The 17,096-nt window shown below is 46.2% G+C and carries 15 protein-coding genes; 6 read left to right on the top strand and 9 right to left on the bottom strand.

Translation table 11 applies throughout. The annotated features are described in order from the left end of the window. Positions 1 to 91: 91 nt before the first annotated feature. The 7 genes from yidC to R7044_RS20850 form a co-directional block, all read right to left on the bottom strand. Positions 92 to 1,714: a membrane protein insertase YidC gene (yidC, locus tag R7044_RS20880; RefSeq protein WP_005383834.1), complete on the bottom strand. Its 1,623-nt coding sequence runs from the start codon at positions 1,712 to 1,714 to the stop codon at positions 92 to 94. A gap of 2 nt (positions 1,715 to 1,716) precedes the next feature. Then, a complete protein-coding gene (gene yidD, locus R7044_RS20875; protein WP_005378822.1) occupies positions 1,717 to 1,974 on the bottom strand; it encodes a membrane protein insertion efficiency factor YidD in 258 nt (85 codons plus the stop codon). Continuing rightward, the gene (gene rnpA / locus R7044_RS20870) at positions 1,941 to 2,264 is read right to left on the bottom strand and encodes a ribonuclease P protein component (RefSeq protein ID WP_005394102.1); all 324 of its coding nucleotides are present in this window, start codon (positions 2,262 to 2,264) and stop codon (positions 1,941 to 1,943) included. Before rnpA ends, yidD begins: the two co-directional genes overlap by 34 nt. 46 nt (positions 2,265 to 2,310) lie before the next feature. Then, positions 2,311 to 2,445, bottom strand: a complete 135-nt coding sequence (gene rpmH / locus R7044_RS20865; protein ID WP_005378825.1) for a 50S ribosomal protein L34 — start codon at positions 2,443 to 2,445, stop codon at positions 2,311 to 2,313. A 242-nt stretch (positions 2,446 to 2,687) separates the two neighbouring features. After that, positions 2,688 to 3,425 carry an amino acid ABC transporter ATP-binding protein gene (locus tag R7044_RS20860; RefSeq protein WP_005378827.1) on the bottom strand — a complete coding sequence of 246 codons (738 nt, stop codon included), beginning with the start codon at positions 3,423 to 3,425 and terminating at the stop codon, positions 2,688 to 2,690. Then, on the bottom strand, positions 3,422 to 4,093 hold the full coding sequence (locus R7044_RS20855; protein ID WP_005378829.1) for an amino acid ABC transporter permease: 672 nt from the start codon (positions 4,091 to 4,093) through the stop codon (positions 3,422 to 3,424). The genes R7044_RS20860 and R7044_RS20855 overlap by 4 nt, the downstream gene beginning before the upstream one ends. Before the next feature lie 114 nt (positions 4,094 to 4,207). Further along, positions 4,208 to 4,954 carry an amino acid ABC transporter substrate-binding protein gene (locus R7044_RS20850; protein ID WP_005378831.1) on the bottom strand — a complete coding sequence of 249 codons (747 nt, stop codon included), beginning with the start codon at positions 4,952 to 4,954 and terminating at the stop codon, positions 4,208 to 4,210. 412 nt (positions 4,955 to 5,366) lie between these two features. Between R7044_RS20850 and dnaA the strand changes: the two genes are divergently transcribed. The 6 genes from dnaA to R7044_RS20820 all read left to right on the top strand — a co-directional run bounded on the left by dnaA (position 5,367) and on the right by R7044_RS20820 (position 13,188). After that, positions 5,367 to 6,773: a chromosomal replication initiator protein DnaA gene (gene dnaA, locus R7044_RS20845; RefSeq protein WP_005378835.1), complete on the top strand. Its 1,407-nt coding sequence runs from the start codon at positions 5,367 to 5,369 to the stop codon at positions 6,771 to 6,773. A gap of 63 nt (positions 6,774 to 6,836) precedes the next feature. Continuing rightward, positions 6,837 to 7,937, top strand: coding sequence for a DNA polymerase III subunit beta (gene dnaN, locus R7044_RS20840; protein ID WP_186584578.1), 1,101 nt, complete (start codon positions 6,837 to 6,839; stop codon positions 7,935 to 7,937). Positions 7,938 to 7,946: 9 nt separating this feature from the next. Then, the gene (recF, locus tag R7044_RS20835) at positions 7,947 to 9,026 is read left to right on the top strand and encodes a DNA replication/repair protein RecF (RefSeq protein WP_005378839.1); all 1,080 of its coding nucleotides are present in this window, start codon (positions 7,947 to 7,949) and stop codon (positions 9,024 to 9,026) included. A 13-nt stretch (positions 9,027 to 9,039) separates the two neighbouring features. Next, positions 9,040 to 11,457 carry a DNA topoisomerase (ATP-hydrolyzing) subunit B gene (gene gyrB / locus R7044_RS20830; protein ID WP_005378841.1) on the top strand — a complete coding sequence of 806 codons (2,418 nt, stop codon included), beginning with the start codon at positions 9,040 to 9,042 and terminating at the stop codon, positions 11,455 to 11,457. A 343-nt stretch (positions 11,458 to 11,800) separates the two neighbouring features. Next, the gene (locus R7044_RS20825; protein ID WP_017821918.1) at positions 11,801 to 12,217 is read left to right on the top strand and encodes a GreA/GreB family elongation factor; all 417 of its coding nucleotides are present in this window, start codon (positions 11,801 to 11,803) and stop codon (positions 12,215 to 12,217) included. A 533-nt stretch (positions 12,218 to 12,750) separates the two neighbouring features. Beyond that, a complete protein-coding gene (locus R7044_RS20820) occupies positions 12,751 to 13,188 on the top strand; it encodes an Hsp20 family protein (RefSeq protein ID WP_005378857.1) in 438 nt (145 codons plus the stop codon). A gap of 127 nt (positions 13,189 to 13,315) precedes the next feature. On the opposite strand, the gene R7044_RS20815 is transcribed toward R7044_RS20820, so the two are convergent. Together R7044_RS20815 and R7044_RS20810 are read right to left on the bottom strand one after the other, a co-directional pair. Next, complete coding sequence (locus tag R7044_RS20815; protein ID WP_017635592.1) at positions 13,316 to 14,569, bottom strand: valine--pyruvate transaminase; 1,254 nt, start codon at positions 14,567 to 14,569, stop codon at positions 13,316 to 13,318. A gap of 229 nt (positions 14,570 to 14,798) precedes the next feature. Further along, positions 14,799 to 16,883 carry an alpha-amylase gene (locus R7044_RS20810; protein ID WP_225455793.1) on the bottom strand — a complete coding sequence of 695 codons (2,085 nt, stop codon included), beginning with the start codon at positions 16,881 to 16,883 and terminating at the stop codon, positions 14,799 to 14,801. Positions 16,884 to 17,096 lie beyond the last annotated feature (213 nt).

The following is a 17,096-nucleotide window of genomic DNA, read 5'->3' as shown; positions in this document are numbered from 1 at the left end:
GGGAGCCATCACAATTAATTAGCTGAATTGTAATCAGCCAAAAACAAAAAGGCGACCTTTTGGCCGCCTTTCTCAATCATTTCCTAAAAGGTTACTTGCTGTGTAAGCCTTTTTTCTCTAATCCTTTGTAGATCAGAGTTTGCTGGATAAGCGTTACGATGTTCGACACCAACCAGTATAGAACGAGACCTGATGGGAAGAACAAGAAGAAGAAGGTAAACATAACCGGCATAAAGGTCATGATCTTCTGCTGCATTGGATCCGTTACCGTTGTCGGGCTCATCTTCTGGATTAGGAACATAGACGCACCCATCAATAGCGGCAGGATGTAGTAAGGGTCCTGCGCTGAAAGGTCATGAATCCAACCGAAGAATGGTGAGTGACGTAGCTCTACCGATTCCATTAGCGCCCAGTATAGTGCGATGAAAATAGGCATCTGTAGGATAAGAGGTAAACAGCCACCTAGTGGGTTCACTTTCTCTTTCTTGTACAGTTCCATCATTTCTTGGCTCATGCGCTGACGGTCATCACCGATACGCTCACGCATTGCTTGCAGCTTAGGCTGTAGCATGCGCATTTTCGCCATAGACGTGTATTGCGCTTTTGTTAGTGGGTACATTGCACCACGAACGATGAAGGTCAGACAGATGATTGCCACACCCCAGTTACCAACAAAGCTCTGGATGAATGAAAGCAACATATGAAGAGGCTTCGCAATGAACCATAACCAGCCGTAGTCCACTACTAGGTCTAGGTTAGGTGCCACTTCTGCCATTTCATCTTGCAGTTTTGGACCAACCCAAAGTGTTGCTTCAAACTTAGCCTGATCGCCTGTTGCGATAGTTTTGTTTGGCATACGAACGCCGATGTCGCCTAGGTTGCCAATTACACGAGTGTATAGGTTAGTACCTGGTTCGTTACGTGGGATCCAAGCTGCGGCAAAGTAGTGCTGAATCATTGCTGCCCAACCTTGGCCATCGGCTAGGTTAAGAGACAGGTTGCGATCCTGCATATCATCAAAGCTGTACTTCTTGTAACGCGTATCTTCTGTTGAGTATGCGCCACCACGGTAAGTAGGCATTGTGATGCTACCACCATCGTCCATTAGGTTTTGACGTAGGTGAGCGTACATACCAAATGTTGCGTTGTTGCCTGAGTTGTTCACTACATCGTATTCAACATTAAGCGCGTAGCTGCCGCGTTTAAAGATGTAAGTTTTGGTGTATTCGATGCCGTTTGCAGTGAATGTCATCGGAACGCGAAGTTCATCTTGACCGTCAGCCATTGTGAAGCTGTCTGCACTTACGTTGTAGTGAGGGCGATTTGTGCTGCTCAAGTCGATACCTTGAGGACCCACTAGACCGCTTTGAGCGATAAATTGGTGACCTTGAGCGTCTTTAAGCAGAACAAAGGAATCTGATGAATCTAACTCAGCAGAGTATTCGTTAAGGTTGGCATGTACCACATCGCCACCAACGGTGTCGATCGACAGAGTTAAAACATCAGTCGTTACTGTGATAGTTTTTGCAGAAGCTTGCTGTTGACCAGGAACTGGGTCAAGTTCATCAGCAAAAGATGGTGCAGGTAGAGTGCTGCTTGATTGAGCCTGTTCAACTGCTTGAGGTTCTGGATTCTTTGCAACTTGCCATTGTTGAAACAGCAAAAAAGAAACCAGGGCCAAACCGATGAGCAGGATATTACGTTGAGAATCCATCGTTAGTTATCTCTGTCTTGTTTTTGGACTGGTGGAACGGGGTCATACCCCCCTTCATTCAAAGGGTGGCATTTTAATAGACGTTTGCCTGATAACCAACATCCTTTTACAAAACCGTGAGCTCTCAAAGCTTCTAGCGCGTAAGTGGAACAGGTTGGTGTGAACCGGCAACGAGGACCAATCAAAGGGCTGATAAACCAGCGATACAGATAAACGAGCCCAATGGCTATCCACGTGAAGGGCGAGACAGGCGTTGCCATAGCTTATCAAACAACTTAAAAATTTCCTCATTGCTTAAATCTTGCGCGCTTTTCTTCGCAATCACAACAAAATCTTTGTTTGGAAGCTGATGTTGATTGTTACGAAAGCTTTCACGAGCCAAACGCTTAAATCGGTTACGACCGACAGCCGTTTTGATTTGCTTTTTGGGAACCGCTAAACCTAATCGTGGGTGAGAAAGTTTGTTATTGCGAGCAATGATGGTGAAATGAGGCGAGCCAGCTCGATGAGCTTGCTGGAAGACGTTTTGATAATGCTCGGGAGTTAACAAACGTAACTCCCGATTAAACGCGTACGTGTTCAAAATAAACTAGCGATTATTTTGATAGGCGCGCACGGCCTTTTGCACGACGTGCGTTGATAACTTTACGACCGTTCTTAGTTGCCATGCGAGCACGGAAGCCGTGAGTACGCTTGCGCTTTAGAACTGTAGGTTGAAAAGTGCGTTTCATGATAATTACCTTTACTGATCAGTAGTTTTAGGTTCTTGTTAAACCCGGCGTGGGTATTTGCTTTCTTATATAAAGAAGCTCTTTATATAGAGAAGGACAACCGACGCCTCTCAACAAAGAGGCGGAATTGTAATCACACTCACATAATGTGTCAATGACTCAATGAGTACGAAATTCCGGCCGGGCGATTATACGTAGTGTGAGTAAAATCTCAAGGATCAATCGATCCTGATGCTTGATCGTTACTCTATTCCTACTTGGTTAAGGAATTTTTTCAAACGAGGATCTTGTGGATTATCGAAGATATCCTGTGGAGAACCTTGCTCAACGATATTGCCTTCCGCCATGAAGATCACTCTATCAGCGACTTCTTTCGCGAATTGCATCTCGTGCGTCACCACCAGCATGGTTTGATGCTGATTAGCTAACTTCTTCATTAATGAGAGAACTTCACCGACCCATTCAGGATCCAGCGCAGAAGTTGGTTCGTCAAACAACAGCAGTTCTGGTTGCAGCGCCATCGCTCGGCCGATACCCACACGTTGTTGTTGGCCGCCAGATAATGCCGCTGGATAACTATCGCCTTTATCCCCAAGGCCGATGTCATCCAGAATTTGTTGCGCTCGTTTGAGAGCATCGGCTTTTTTCCAACCTCGAACGGTCACTAGACCTTCGGCAATGTTCTGGCGCGCATTCATGTGGGCAAACAGGGCATAGTTTTGGAACACAAAGCCAGTTCGACGACGCAGCGCTAATACTTCGGCTTTAGTGTGTTTTTGAGTATCAACGGAGATGTCATCTATCGTGATACGACCTTCATCTGCTTGTTCTAGAAAGTTCACCGTACGCAGCAAGGTTGATTTACCCGTACCACTTGAGCCGATAATCACGATGATCTCACCTTGCTTAATATCGAGGTCGATGCCTTTCAGCACTTCAGTCTCACCAAAACGTTTGTGAATATTTTCTAACTTAATCATCGTACGTACGCCTTATTCAGTTTTGCTTCTGCCCAGATTTGTACGCGAGTCAGAATCACCACCACGCCCCAGTAAATAAGAGCAACCGCAAGGAAAGCTTCAAAGAAACGGAAACTTGATGAGGCTTCCATCTGTGCTTTCGCCATGATTTCGGCCACACCAAGCGTGAAAGCGAGAGACGTTGACTTGATCATATCGATGAAGTAGTTCATCAATGAAGGCAGTGCGACACGCGTTGCTTGAGGTAAAATCACTCGGCGCATTGCTTGGGATGTCGTCATACCGACCGATAAGCTCGCTTCCATTTGGCTGCGATCAATGCCAATAATGGCGGCACGAATACTTTCCGCCATATAAGCGGCAAAGTGCAGCGTTAAACCGATAACCGCTGCTGAAAAGGCGTCGATACCGACCATCAATGGAAAAATTTGCGGTAAGCCGTAATAAAGCAGGAAAAGCTGAACCAACAGTGGGGTGCCACGGAAGAAGCTGATGTACAGTTGGCTTAATTGATCCAGAACTGGCAGTTTAAATACGCGAATATTGGCTAAAATGACGGATAAAATCAGCGAAAACACCAATCCCCATGTCGCCATTTCCATGGTTGTGCCAAGATATTTCAGCAATATCGGCAGCAGTTCCAACATGTAATTAAAGTCAAATCCCATAAGGCTTACCTAAAGGCTAGAGAAAAGAAAAGGTGGAAAACAAGTTCCACCTTTACGTAAGTTTATTTTAGCCCGAGAGTGATACCACTTTGCGGCCTAAAGTACAAAGAGTTCTTATTTCGTGATGTCAGCGCCAAACCACTTCACGGAAATTTTCTCTACTGTACCATCTGCGCGCATCTCAGCCAGTGCTTTGTTTACTTCTTCTTGCAGCTTACGACCTTTCTCGTTGTCAACGAAAGGCCATGCGTTTTGAATGGTCTCAAACGGTTCGCCTGCCAATTCCAGAGGAAGGCCAGTTTTCTTAATCAGCTCTAACGCAGAAAGACGATCCATTACAAACGCGTCTGCACGACCGAGCGCCACGTCATGTTCGATACCTGTGTCGTACGTTTTAATGTTGATCTTGCCGTCTTTGTCGTATTGACGCAGCAGTTGCTCAAAGTTAGAGCCTAGGTTCACCGCAACGGTTTTGCCCGCAAGATCGTCAACACCTTTGATGCTGTCGTTGCCTTTACGCACGGTAATTTGTGCGCCATCTACAACGTAAGGGTCAGCAAATAGGTATTTAGCTTTACGCTCATCAGTCATGGTGATTTGGTTGGAGATCGTATCGATACGACCAGTTTCTAAAAGACCAAATAAACCAGAGAAGTTGGCTGTTACGTATTCGATTTTGTAATCGTTACGTTTACCGATTTCATCCCACATGTCGACTTCAAAGCCTTGTAGCTTGTCTTGCTTTACAAAAGTAAACGGGAAGTAGCGACCTGACATACCAACTTTGACTTCAGTAGCGGCTTGTACGGTTGCTGCCGACAGTGCAATGGCTGCAACGGCAACCTTAATCCAGTTTTTCATAATACATCTCCATAATTTTATGGTTGGAAATACTACTGTTAGTTAGCTCAATTAAATAAATAACCAAGAGCAATAACCTAGACCTGTGAGTTATTAGATAATAGAAGAAGAATGTTAAATGTGACGAAAATGCGAACTGAACCTAGCGAAATGATCGACAAAATCAGCATTGGGAATAAAATAATACACAGACTTATCACCAATCGCTCGATCTTGTGAATTTTGCCCAATTGTGGATCGTTGTGTGGGCAAATTTGGGGCAAGGTGTGTTGATCTCATCAAGTTTGCAGAAATAATTGTGAATAACTTGGATCTTATTCACTGGATCGTCGATCAATCGCTGGCGATCTTGGTTATCAACAGGTAAAATTGCCAGTCTTTTCCGATAATTCAATTACTCAGTGGGGGCACCGTGTCATCTTCGCTTTGGCTGCAATGTTTGCAGCAGCTTCAAGAAGAGCTACCAGCTACAGAATTCAGCATGTGGGTTCGTCCGCTACAAGCGGAGCTCAATGACAATACTCTCACTCTATTCGCGCCAAACCGCTTTGTGTTGGACTGGGTGCGTGATAAGTATCTGAACAATATTACTCGCTTACTGCAGGAATACTGCGGTGGCGATATTCCTAACTTACGTTTTGAAGTGGGGAGCCGACCTGTCTCTGCACCAAAACCAGCGCCGACACGTACGCCTGCAGATGTGGCTGCCGAGTCATCTGCACCTGCGCAATTACAGGCGCGTAAGCCAGTACACAAAACCTGGGATGACGACGCTCAAGCGATTGCGGCTATCAATCACCGCTCAAACATGAACCCAAAACACAAGTTCGATAACTTTGTTGAAGGTAAGTCGAACCAACTGGGTTTGGCTGCGGCGCGTCAGGTATCGGATAACCCAGGTGCAGCTTACAACCCACTATTCCTATACGGCGGCACGGGTTTGGGTAAAACCCACTTATTGCATGCGGTGGGTAACGCGATTGTGGATAACAACCCGAACGCAAAAGTGGTCTACATGCACTCAGAACGTTTTGTGCAAGACATGGTGAAAGCGCTGCAAAACAATGCGATTGAAGAATTCAAACGCTACTACCGCAGCGTGGATGCGCTCCTTATCGATGACATCCAATTCTTTGCTAATAAAGAACGTTCACAAGAAGAATTCTTCCATACCTTCAACGCACTATTGGAAGGTAATCAGCAGATCATTCTAACGTCTGACCGTTATCCTAAAGAAATTAATGGCGTTGAAGATCGTCTTAAATCTCGCTTTGGTTGGGGTCTTACTGTTGCGATCGAGCCGCCTGAGCTTGAAACGCGTGTGGCGATCTTGATGAAAAAAGCTGAAGATCACCAAATCCACCTTGCTGATGAAGTGGCATTCTTCATTGCCAAGCGTCTGCGTTCGAACGTTCGTGAGCTAGAAGGTGCACTGAACCGTGTTATTGCGAACGCGAACTTTACTGGCCGTCCAATTACGATTGATTTTGTTCGTGAAGCGCTGCGCGATCTGCTTGCTCTACAAGAGAAGCTTGTGACAATCGATAACATTCAAAAGACAGTGGCGGAATACTACAAGATTAAAGTAGCGGACTTGCTGTCTAAGCGTCGTTCTCGTTCTGTAGCGCGTCCTCGTCAGCTGGCTATGGCGTTAGCAAAAGAGCTAACCAACCACAGTTTGCCTGAAATTGGCGATGCGTTTGGGGGCCGCGATCATACGACCGTACTTCATGCTTGTCGCAAGATTGAGCAGCTGCGTGAAGAGAGCCACGACATTAAAGAAGATTACTCTAACTTGATTCGCACCCTGTCTTCGTAATCGGTTAGAATAACGGTATTCTAAGCAAATCATTTATTGAGCTGACAGCGTAAAGAGCCAAGCATGAAATTTACCATTGAACGTAGTCATTTAATCAAACCGCTACAGCAGGTTTCGGGCGCTTTAGGTGGCCGACCAACTCTGCCAATCCTGGGTAACCTACTTCTTAAAGTAGAAGAGAACGTATTGTCGATGACGGCAACCGATCTTGAAGTAGAGTTAGTAAGCAAAGTGATGCTAGAAGGTGATTTTGAAGCGGGCAGCATTACCGTTCCTTCGCGTAAGTTTCTCGATATCTGCCGTGGTTTACCGGACGATGCGATCATCACATTTGTATTAGAAGGTGATCGCGTACAAGTTCGCTCTGGTCGCAGCCGTTTCTCATTGGCAACGCTTCCTGCGAACGATTTCCCTAATATTGAAGACTGGCAAAGCGAAGTGGAAGTATCACTGAGCCAAGCTGATTTACGTACGCTGATCGACAAAACTCAGTTCTCGATGGCGAATCAAGACGTTCGTTACTACCTCAACGGCATGTTGTTTGAAATTGACGGCACCACGCTACGCAGCGTGGCGACGGACGGCCACCGTATGGCGGTATCGCAAACTCAGCTAGGTGCGGACTTTGCGCAGAAGCAAATCATCGTGCCACGCAAAGGTGTGCAAGAATTAGTAAAGTTGATGGATGCGCCAGAGCAGCCTGTCGTACTTCAGATCGGTAGCTCCAATGTTCGTGCTGAGGTGAATAACTTTACTTTTACCTCTAAGTTGGTTGATGGTCGTTTCCCTGACTACCGCCGTGTATTGCCTCAGAGCACCAATAAGACACTAATAGCCAGTTGTGACGAGTTGCGCCAAGCCTTCTCTCGTGCTGCGATTCTTTCCAACGAAAAATTCCGTGGCGTGCGAGTGAATCTGGCTGATACTGAAATGCGCATAACTGCGAATAACCCAGAACAAGAAGAAGCGGAAGAGATGCTTGATGTAAGCTTTGAAGGTGACGCCATCGAAATCGGCTTTAACGTAAGCTATGTGCTTGATGTTCTGAACACGTTGCGTTGTGAAAATGTACGTGTGTCGATGTCGGATGCTAACGCTAGCGCGTTGATTGAAAATGCCGACGATGACAGTGCCATGTACGTGGTGATGCCAATTCGTCTATAAGCCAACTGAATGCCTCTTTCTCGTCTCATCATTCAGCAGTTTCGAAACATTAAAGCCTGTGATATTGAGTTATCAGCAGGCTTTAACTTTCTTATCGGGCCGAACGGCAGCGGTAAAACCAGTGTCTTAGAAGCGGTTTATCTGCTCGGGCATGGCCGCTCATTCAAGAGCTCTCTCACCGGACGAGTGATACAAAATGAGTGTGACGAACTGTTTGTTCATGGTCGTTTTTTGAACTCGGATCAATTTGAGCTACCTATCGGCATTAATAAGCAGCGTGATGGCTCAACAGAGGTTAAAATAGGCGGTCAATCTGGACAAAAATTAGCGCAGTTGGCACAAGTTCTGCCTCTGCAGTTGATACACCCAGAAGGGTTTGATTTACTGACAGATGGCCCTAAACATCGTCGTGCGTTTATTGATTGGGGCGTGTTTCATACCGAGCCCGCTTTTTATCAAGCATGGGGAAGGTTCAAGCGCCTGAACAAGCAGCGCAACGCGTTGTTGAAAACCGCCAATAGTTATCGTGAGCTCAGTTATTGGGATCAGGAAATGGCAGGATTGGCTGAAAACATCAGCCAATGGCGAGCAAGTTACATCGAGCAGATGAAAACTGTCGCAGAAACTATCTGTCAGACATTTTTGCCAGAATTTGAGATCCAATTGAAGTATTATCGTGGCTGGGATAAAGACACTCCATACCACGAGATACTAGAAAAGAATTTTGAGCGTGATCAGGCATTGGGATACACCTTTAGTGGCCCAAACAAAGCTGATTTGCGCATTAAAGTGAACGGAACGCCCGTTGAAGATGTTCTGTCACGCGGTCAATTAAAACTCATGGTGTGTGCATTGCGTGTAGCGCAAGGGCAACACCTGACAGAGATGGCCGGTAAACAATGCATTTACCTAATTGATGACTTCGCGTCGGAATTAGATAGCCAACGTCGCAAGCGTCTTGCTGACTGCTTAAAAGAGACGGGCGCACAAGTATTTGTAAGCTCTATCACTGAAAGCCAAATCGCCGATATGTTGGACGATAACGGTAAATTGTTTCATGTGGAACATGGCAGGATAGAGTCAAACTAGAAGAGAGAAACTCATGTCTGAAAATTACGATTCATCGAGTATTAAGGTACTGAAGGGTCTGGATGCGGTACGTAAGCGTCCAGGAATGTACATCGGCGATACGGACGACGGCACCGGCCTTCACCACATGGTTTTCGAGGTGGTGGATAACTCAATTGATGAAGCGTTGGCAGGTCACTGTAAAGACATCGTTGTGACAATTCATGAGGATAACTCGGTTTCCGTTAGCGATGATGGTCGTGGCATTCCAACAGAAATCCACTCAGAGGAAAATGTCTCTGCAGCAGAAGTAATCATGACGGTTCTTCACGCGGGTGGTAAGTTCGACGATAACTCATACAAAGTATCGGGTGGTCTTCACGGGGTAGGTGTTTCAGTAGTAAACGCACTATCAGAGAAAGTTGAGCTAACGATTCATCGTGGTGGCCATATCCATACGCAAACCTACCGCCATGGTGAGCCTCAAGCGCCACTAGCCGTTGTGGGTGATACGGATAAAACCGGTACACAAATTCGTTTCTGGCCAAGTGCCGAAACGTTCTCTAACACTGAGTTCCACTATGACATTCTGGCGAAACGCCTGCGTGAACTGTCATTCCTGAACTCTGGTGTGTCGATCAAATTGGTTGATGAACGTGAAGCGGACAAACATGATCACTTCATGTATGAAGGTGGTATTCAAGCGTTCGTTGATCACCTAAACACCAACAAAACGCCAATCATCGAAAAAATCTTCCACTTTAACTCTGAGCGTGAAGACGGCATTTCAGTTGAAGTGGCGATGCAATGGAACGATGGTTTCCAAGAGAACATCTTCTGCTTTACCAACAATATCCCACAGCGTGATGGTGGTACTCACCTTGCTGGTTTCCGTGCTGCGCTAACACGTACATTGAACAGCTTTATGGATAAAGAAGGTTTCTCGAAGAAAGCGAAAACAGCGACTTCAGGCGACGATGCGCGTGAAGGTCTAACTGCGGTTGTTTCGGTGAAAGTGCCTGATCCTAAGTTCTCAAGCCAAACAAAAGACAAACTGGTTTCTTCTGAAGTGAAATCAGCTGTTGAGTCTGCAATGGGTGAAAAACTGTCTGAGTTTCTGATTGAGAACCCGACAGAAGCGAAGATGGTTTGTTCGAAAATCATCGATGCAGCACGTGCTCGTGAAGCAGCGCGTAAAGCTCGTGAAATGACGCGCCGTAAAGGTGCACTAGACCTAGCTGGCCTTCCAGGTAAACTTGCAGACTGTCAGGAAAAAGATCCGGCACTCTCTGAACTATACATAGTGGAGGGTGATTCGGCAGGCGGCTCCGCAAAACAAGGCCGTAACCGTAAGAACCAAGCAATCCTACCGCTAAAAGGTAAGATTCTTAACGTAGAAAAAGCGCGTTTCGACAAGATGCTGTCTTCGCAAGAAGTAGCAACGCTGATCACTGCACTTGGTTGTGGTATCGGTCGTGACGAGTACAACCCGGACAAGCTTCGTTACCACAACATCATCATCATGACCGATGCCGATGTCGATGGTTCGCACATCCGTACGCTACTGTTGACCTTCTTCTACCGTCAAATGCCAGAGCTTATCGAGCGTGGCTATGTGTACATCGCTCAGCCACCACTATACAAAGTGAAAAAAGGCAAACAAGAGCAGTACATCAAAGATGAAGAAGCGATGAACCAATACCAAGTATCATTGGCTCTGGACAACGCATCGCTACACGTAAACGCAGAAGCACCAGCATTGGCAGGTGAAGCACTAGAGAAGCTTGTTCAACAGTACAATGCGGGTATTAAACTGGCGGAACGTATGAGCCGTCGTTACCCAAGTGCTTTGGTAAACGAGTTGATTTACACTCCTCGCCTAACGCCAGAGCAATGCCATGACGCATCAGTTGTGGAAGCGTGGACGAAGCAGCTTATTGAACAGCTGAATGCGAAAGAAGTGGGTGCAAGCCAGTACAGCTACGAAGTTGAGCAGCACGAAGAGCTAGGCTTAAACTTGCCTAAGATTGTGGTTCGTACTCACGGCGTGACGCACGAACATGCAATTAGCATCGACTTCCTAAACTCGAAAGAGTACGGCAAGTTGGCTGATCTATCAGAAGCACTTGATGGACTTCTGGAAGAAGGCGCGTACATCAAACGTGGTGAGCGTACTATGCCAGTGGCAAACTTTGCAGAAGCGCTTGACTGGTTAGTGAAAGAGTCAATGCGTGGCTTAAGCCGTCAGCGCTACAAAGGTCTAGGTGAGATGAACCCAGACCAACTTTGGGAAACCACCATGGACCCAGAAACTCGTCGTATGATGCAGGTAACGATTGAAGATGCGGTAGGCGCAGATCAACTGTTCACGACGCTAATGGGTGACCAAGTAGAACCTCGTCGTAACTTCATCGAAGAGAACGCACTGAAAGTAGCGAACCTAGACGTATAACGACACTGTTCGTGATAGTAAAAAGCAGCGAGAAATCGCTGCTTTTTTTGTTGTACCACCAGCTAAAATCGCCACTTTCTGCTAAAGCGGATGTTTTTCTGGTACTAACTGCCAACAACCCGATCAAGCCTGCCATTTTATATCTGTTTTCTTTTTTTCTCGCCATTTTGTTCGCTTGAGCGCTTTTGCTTTCTTTTTTCTGCTCGCTATAGTGCTGAAGAGCTGATGATTAAGGAGACTAAGAAAATGGTGATGACTTTCCTGAACTAAGCCGGAAGTGATGCACTTCCGGTTCAATGCACTGAATTTATTTGTAAGACAAGGCATTAAGAAGGAAATAATCATGTTTGAACGCTGGTTCTCAGCGTACTGCTTGGCGCTGCGAACTTGGTGGTTAACCAGTCGCTTTTTAACCTATCAATCACCACTAAGGTTGTTATCGCTATTTGAAACCTGCGAGCAACAAGCCCATTGCCGTAACCGAACTCGTATTGCGGTTGGGGACACGGTTCGCTTAGTGGATGTTGAACGCGCCTATCAATATCGCATGACATTGGTCAGCTCGCGCAAGGGGCAACCCATGACAGGTATGCTCGCGGTCGATTCTTATTTGGGGTCTCGACTATTAGGTCGAGCTAAAAATGATGCGCTCGAAGTGGAAATTTTTAATCAGCGACGCTGCTTTGTGATTACTGAAATTGTTCATCAATCGCAACCACCAGCTCAGAAAATGCTGTGTGGTTGTCTGTTGTGCCAATAAATATAGGTGAAGTCATGAGTAAGAAAGAAAAGAAACAACCGCAGTTGAGTCTAAAAGAAAAGCGCAAACTAAAGCAGGAAAAGGCGGCAGAAAAGGGAGTTGTAAAAGCGCGTAAATCCTCCCGCAAGTAAAGTGTAGATTGAGCCCTCCAGAACGGCGGGCTTTTTATCACTGATCGCGAAGTGATGAGGAACTAAGCTGTTCAAGGGGATAGTGGATGCTTTAAAAATTTTTTATTTTTTCCCTTGAAAGTCATTTTTGACGACCTTATATCTAGTTATGAAGAGGGTGACTGGCTTGCTAGAGACTAGAAGACCAGCCCTCTGAAATCGCTAAAACGAGATCGCTCAGAAGAGGATATGGCGTTTTAGCACACAACTTAAACCTTTAGATTCAATATCATGTCTCCGAGCCAAACCAAGGCCAGTGGAATGATAAGAATCTCTTAGTTCGGCGTTGGTTTTTGCATAAACACGCCAGTAGGATGGAACTCATCTGAACTAAGACTATTGCTTAATTAAGAGGATAGATTTATGCGTAATGTAGATTTCTCACCACTATACCGTAATGCAATTGGCTTTGATCGTCTGCTAAACCTGATGGAAGCGAATACAGCGAAAAATACTTCTGGCGGTTACCCTCCATACAACATTGAGCAAAAAGACGAGCACAACTACCGTATTACTATGGCCGTTGCTGGCTTTGCTGAAGAACAGCTCGATCTGACTCAAAACGAAAACATGTTGATTGTGAAGGGCGAACGTAAAGCAGAAGAAGGCAAAAACTACGTTTACCAAGGTATTGCAGAACGTGATTTTGAACGTAAATTCCAGCTAGCGGATTACGTAAAAGTCGTGGGTGCATCAATGGAAAACGGTCTGCTTCATATCGATTTAGTTCGTGAAATCCCTGAAGCCATGCAACCACGTAAGATTGCTATCGGTGGCAACAACCTGATTGAGAACAACTAATCAGTTAACCACCCGGTTATAGAATGAGAAAGAGCGCCATATGGGCGCTCTTTTTAGTTTGGGGGTTTTCAAATCCGCTATTTCAAAGCCGTAATTTCAAAGAGAAGAACGGCTGAGTTCAATCCGTCTATTTACCTTCGCGGTAAGCCTTTTCCACTTCTTCAGCGATAATCGCAATGCCTTTTTGCATCATCTCATCATCTTGAACGTAGTTCATACGCAGGCATTGGTGCGCGTGATCCCACTCGTCTTGCTGACCAATAAAGAAATATTCACCAGGGACAATCAATACGCCACGCGCTTTCAAGCGTTGGTACAGTTCCATTGTTGTGATTGGCAGTTCATCAAACCATAACCACAAGAAGATAGCGCCTTCCGGCTTGTGGATGCGGAATCGCTCATCGGTAATTGCTTGTTGGAGCAGTTCAACCGCACGTTGTGATTTTTGCTTGTAGAACGGCTTAATCACCTCTGAACTCAGTTTAAGCAGATCACCTTTGCCAATTATATGGTTTGCCAGCGCTGGACCAACACTGCCCGGCGCTAGGCTGATGATGCCGTTCATATTGGTTAACGCTTGAGTGATTTCTTCACTCGCAATCACAATGCCACAACGCACGCCCGGTAAACCAAGCTTAGATAGGCTCATGCATAGGATGGTGTTTTCATTCCAGAACGGTTCGACATCTTCAAAGATGATGTTCGGGAAAGGTAGACCGTAGGCGTTATCGATGATCAGTGGGATGTTGTTCTCACGTGCTAGCTTGTCCAGCTTACGTACTTCTTCATCTGTCAGTACATTACCCGTTGGGTTAGTTGGGCGAGACGCGCAGATTGCCGCAACAGAGTCGTCGACGGCGAGTTGCTCAAAATCGACGTGGTATTTAAACAGACCGTTATCTAACAGCTCGATTTCTGGGTGGTAAGAGATAAAGATATCTTCATCAATGCCAGCATCACCATAACCGATGTATTCAGGCGCGATAGGCAGTAGCACTTTCTTGTGCGAACCGTCTGGCTGTTTACCTGCCAACAAGTTGAACAAGTAGAAGAAGCCACTCTGGCTACCGTTAGTTAGGCTGATGTTCTTTTCGGAAATATCCCAGCCGTAAGTTTCACGGAATAACTGAGCTAGCGCTTTGACGAACGCGTCTTTACCCTGCGGGCCATCGTAGTTGGCGAGGGCGGCGACGAGCTCCCCACTGGCGAGCATTTCCTCACTGGCTTGGTGAAAGTAATCGAGCATGGCAGGAATGGCGGCAGGATTACCTCCACCGAGCATGATGGCACCTGGTGTGCGCAGACCATCATTCAAATCGTCCATTAACTGCGTAATACCTGAATACTGATTAAATTTTTCACCAAACTTTGAGAACTGCATGCTGACTTATACCTAATTCATTGTGATTGCTTTGTGTATGTTTATGCCGATGTTTTATCGGCTTATCGAGTAATCCTTGACCTTACCTCAATGTGTAATTAACGCAAAGTGTGAATTAAGCCGAAAAAGAAAAAAGTGCGTCATCAGACCAGAGGAACGAGACAAAAGGGCAAAAAGAACAATAAAAAAGGGAAGCTTATGCTTCCCTTGCTGGTGGAGAGAGTGTGATTTACTCACCGGTGTAAACAATCAGTACCTTGTCGTCTTGGTATTGGCGTTCGAACGCGTAGTAACCTTCTTGATTGCGAGTGATGTGCTTACCTTGAGCAACCGCTGGGTGGCGTTTACGGAATTCACCCAACTTTTGCCAATGTTGCAGTAGATCTTCACGTTCGCCATGAATCTTATCCCATGGCATATCTGAGCGTGTGCCTTGGTGGGCGTCTGAACCAGTAATGCCAAAATCACGAGCTATCTCATCACCGTAATAGATCTGTACTGCACCGGGAGCCAGCATCAGTGCATTCGCGGCACGTGCTTGGTCATCAAAGCTGCGGCTGCGCGCTGACCAAAACAGCTGTGTATCGTGTGAAGATAGGTAGCTCAACACGTTGAACTCAGGATCGGTATTGATGCGTTCTGCGTAGCGGCGGTAATCATTATCAAGTTGAGCGAAACACTTCAGTGCTTTTGGTGCCACATCAGATTGGAACTCGAAGTTAATGATGGAATCGAAGCCGTTATCGAAATACGGGCTCTTCACTACGCTGTGTGCCCATACTTCACCCGTCATCCAGAAAGGTAGATCATCCAAGGCTTTGTCCGGGTTGTTTTGCTTCCACTGGGCCAGAGCTTGAGTGGTGCTGGCTTTCAACTCTGCCCACGCTTCCATTTCAACGTGTTTAGCGGTGTCGACGCGGAAGCCATCAATGCCGTAGTCGCGCACCCAATCGGATAACCAGTTAATCAGATGCTCACGCGGGGTTTGCAGCTCATCTTGCGCATTGGTGTCTTTATTGCGGAAGAAATTTGGTAATCCGGTTTTCTGAGTCGATTCGGTTTTTAGATCCGGTAGGTAGTTCAAAGACATGGTGATGTCGTTGTAGCCCGGAGCATCGTAGTCGCCAATGTCGGTGCGGACCCAATCTTTGCCCCACCATTTATCCCACGCTTCGCTATCACCGTATTTGATGTAGTCGTTGAAGCTGTGCCAGCTTTGTCCTGATTTTGGCTGCCAGTCGGTCCATTTTTCACCAAGGACTTCTTTGGCTTCTTGGTCATCAAGGTAAAGCTGACCAAATCCGAATTCCTGCATGTCTGCTAATGTCGCATAACCTGTGTGGTTCATGACCACATCCCAAATCACGCGGATACCTTTCTTATGGGCAGTATCGACGAAGGTTCTGAGTTCATCTTCGGTACCCATGTTGGCATCAAGCTTGGTCCAATCTTGGTGATAGTAGCCGTGGTAGCCGTAGTGCTTAAAGTCGCCTTTATCGCCGCCGCCAACCCAGCCGTGGATCTGTTCCAGTGGTGAGGTTATCCAGATAGCATTGACACCAAGTGATTCGATGTAATCGAGTTTTTTCGTTAGACCCGATAAGTCACCACCGTGGAAGGTACCAATCTCATATTTTCCGTCTTTGCTGCGACCGTAGCTGTTGTCGTTGTCTGGGTTGCCATTGTAGAAGCGGTCGGTCATGACGAAGTACACCGTCGCATTGTCCCAACTGAACGGTTTGTCGGCTTGCTGTTCAACTTCTTCTAGCAGCAATAGACCTTGGCTCATAGGACCCGGTTGCATGGTGACGCTGCCATTGGCGACAGTGGTTTCTTGTCCGGTTAAGGCATCACGAACGACAGTGCCATCATTAAAGGTTTGGGCAACGTTGATGGTTTTTGGCGTGTCAGTTGCGACAGGGCAAGAGTAGGTGATGTCCTGACTCTGTTTTGGTTTGATTTTTACCGTCAGCTCATTGGTGGTTGGATTGAGCGTAAATTGATAGGTATTGGCTTTGAAGATGCGCAGCGGCATTTGTGCGTCAGTGGCGCAGTTATCCATTTTTAATGGACGATTGAATTTGATGCGATCTTCTTCTGCTAGGGCAAAGCTACTGCCACAGCTTTGATTACTGTCGGCAATGGTAAAGGTGTAGCTGCCTTTTTCGAGTTTTTGCTCAGCGACAAGTAAGCCTTGTGAGTTTTCCTCAAAAACAGCAGTGTCATCACCAACGTTTAATACGATGGCATTTTCTGGAATCTGGCTGCAGGCGCTCAGTAGACCGATAGAGAGTGCGAGAATTGTTTTTTTCATTGTGTCCTTCCCCCGAATAAACAGTCCAGTTATAGCAAAACTGTGCCTCTACAATCCGAGCTCTACACCAACAAGTTAAACGCGTCTCACCCTACAAATTTTAGTCTTGTTCACAAAATGAATAATAAGCATCACCTTCATCGGTTTGAAGGCAACAAAAAAGGGAAGCATCTGCTTCCCTTTTACTTATTTCTTAATCACTTCGAAGAGCAA

This window comes from Vibrio sp. 1402 (assembly GCF_033340275.1).
The sequence above is the reverse complement of the archived record's forward strand: the minus strand, read 5'-3'. Positions and strand labels throughout refer to the sequence as shown.

Bases quoted from the DNA above. Each gene is read 5' to 3' on its own strand.
- yidC (WP_005383834.1), bottom strand. From the start codon at position 1,714: ATGGATTCTCAACGTAATATCCTGCTCATCGGTTTGGCCCTGGTTTCT.
- yidD (WP_005378822.1), bottom strand. From the start codon at position 1,974: ATGGCAACGCCTGTCTCGCCCTTCACGTGGATAGCCATTGGGCTCGTT.
- rpmH (WP_005378825.1), bottom strand. From the start codon at position 2,445: ATGAAACGCACTTTTCAACCTACAGTTCTAAAGCGCAAGCGTACTCAC.
- R7044_RS20860 (WP_005378827.1), bottom strand. From the start codon at position 3,425: ATGATTAAGTTAGAAAATATTCACAAACGTTTTGGTGAGACTGAAGTG.
- R7044_RS20855 (WP_005378829.1), bottom strand. From the start codon at position 4,093: ATGGGATTTGACTTTAATTACATGTTGGAACTGCTGCCGATATTGCTG.
- R7044_RS20850 (WP_005378831.1), bottom strand. From the start codon at position 4,954: ATGAAAAACTGGATTAAGGTTGCCGTTGCAGCCATTGCACTGTCGGCA.
- dnaN (WP_186584578.1), top strand. From the start codon at position 6,837: ATGAAATTTACCATTGAACGTAGTCATTTAATCAAACCGCTACAGCAG.
- recF (WP_005378839.1), top strand. From the start codon at position 7,947: ATGCCTCTTTCTCGTCTCATCATTCAGCAGTTTCGAAACATTAAAGCC.
- gyrB (WP_005378841.1), top strand. From the start codon at position 9,040: ATGTCTGAAAATTACGATTCATCGAGTATTAAGGTACTGAAGGGTCTG.
- R7044_RS20825 (WP_017821918.1), top strand. From the start codon at position 11,801: ATGTTTGAACGCTGGTTCTCAGCGTACTGCTTGGCGCTGCGAACTTGG.
- R7044_RS20820 (WP_005378857.1), top strand. From the start codon at position 12,751: ATGCGTAATGTAGATTTCTCACCACTATACCGTAATGCAATTGGCTTT.
- R7044_RS20815 (WP_017635592.1), bottom strand. From the start codon at position 14,569: ATGCAGTTCTCAAAGTTTGGTGAAAAATTTAATCAGTATTCAGGTATT.
- R7044_RS20810 (WP_225455793.1), bottom strand. From the start codon at position 16,883: ATGAAAAAAACAATTCTCGCACTCTCTATCGGTCTACTGAGCGCCTGC.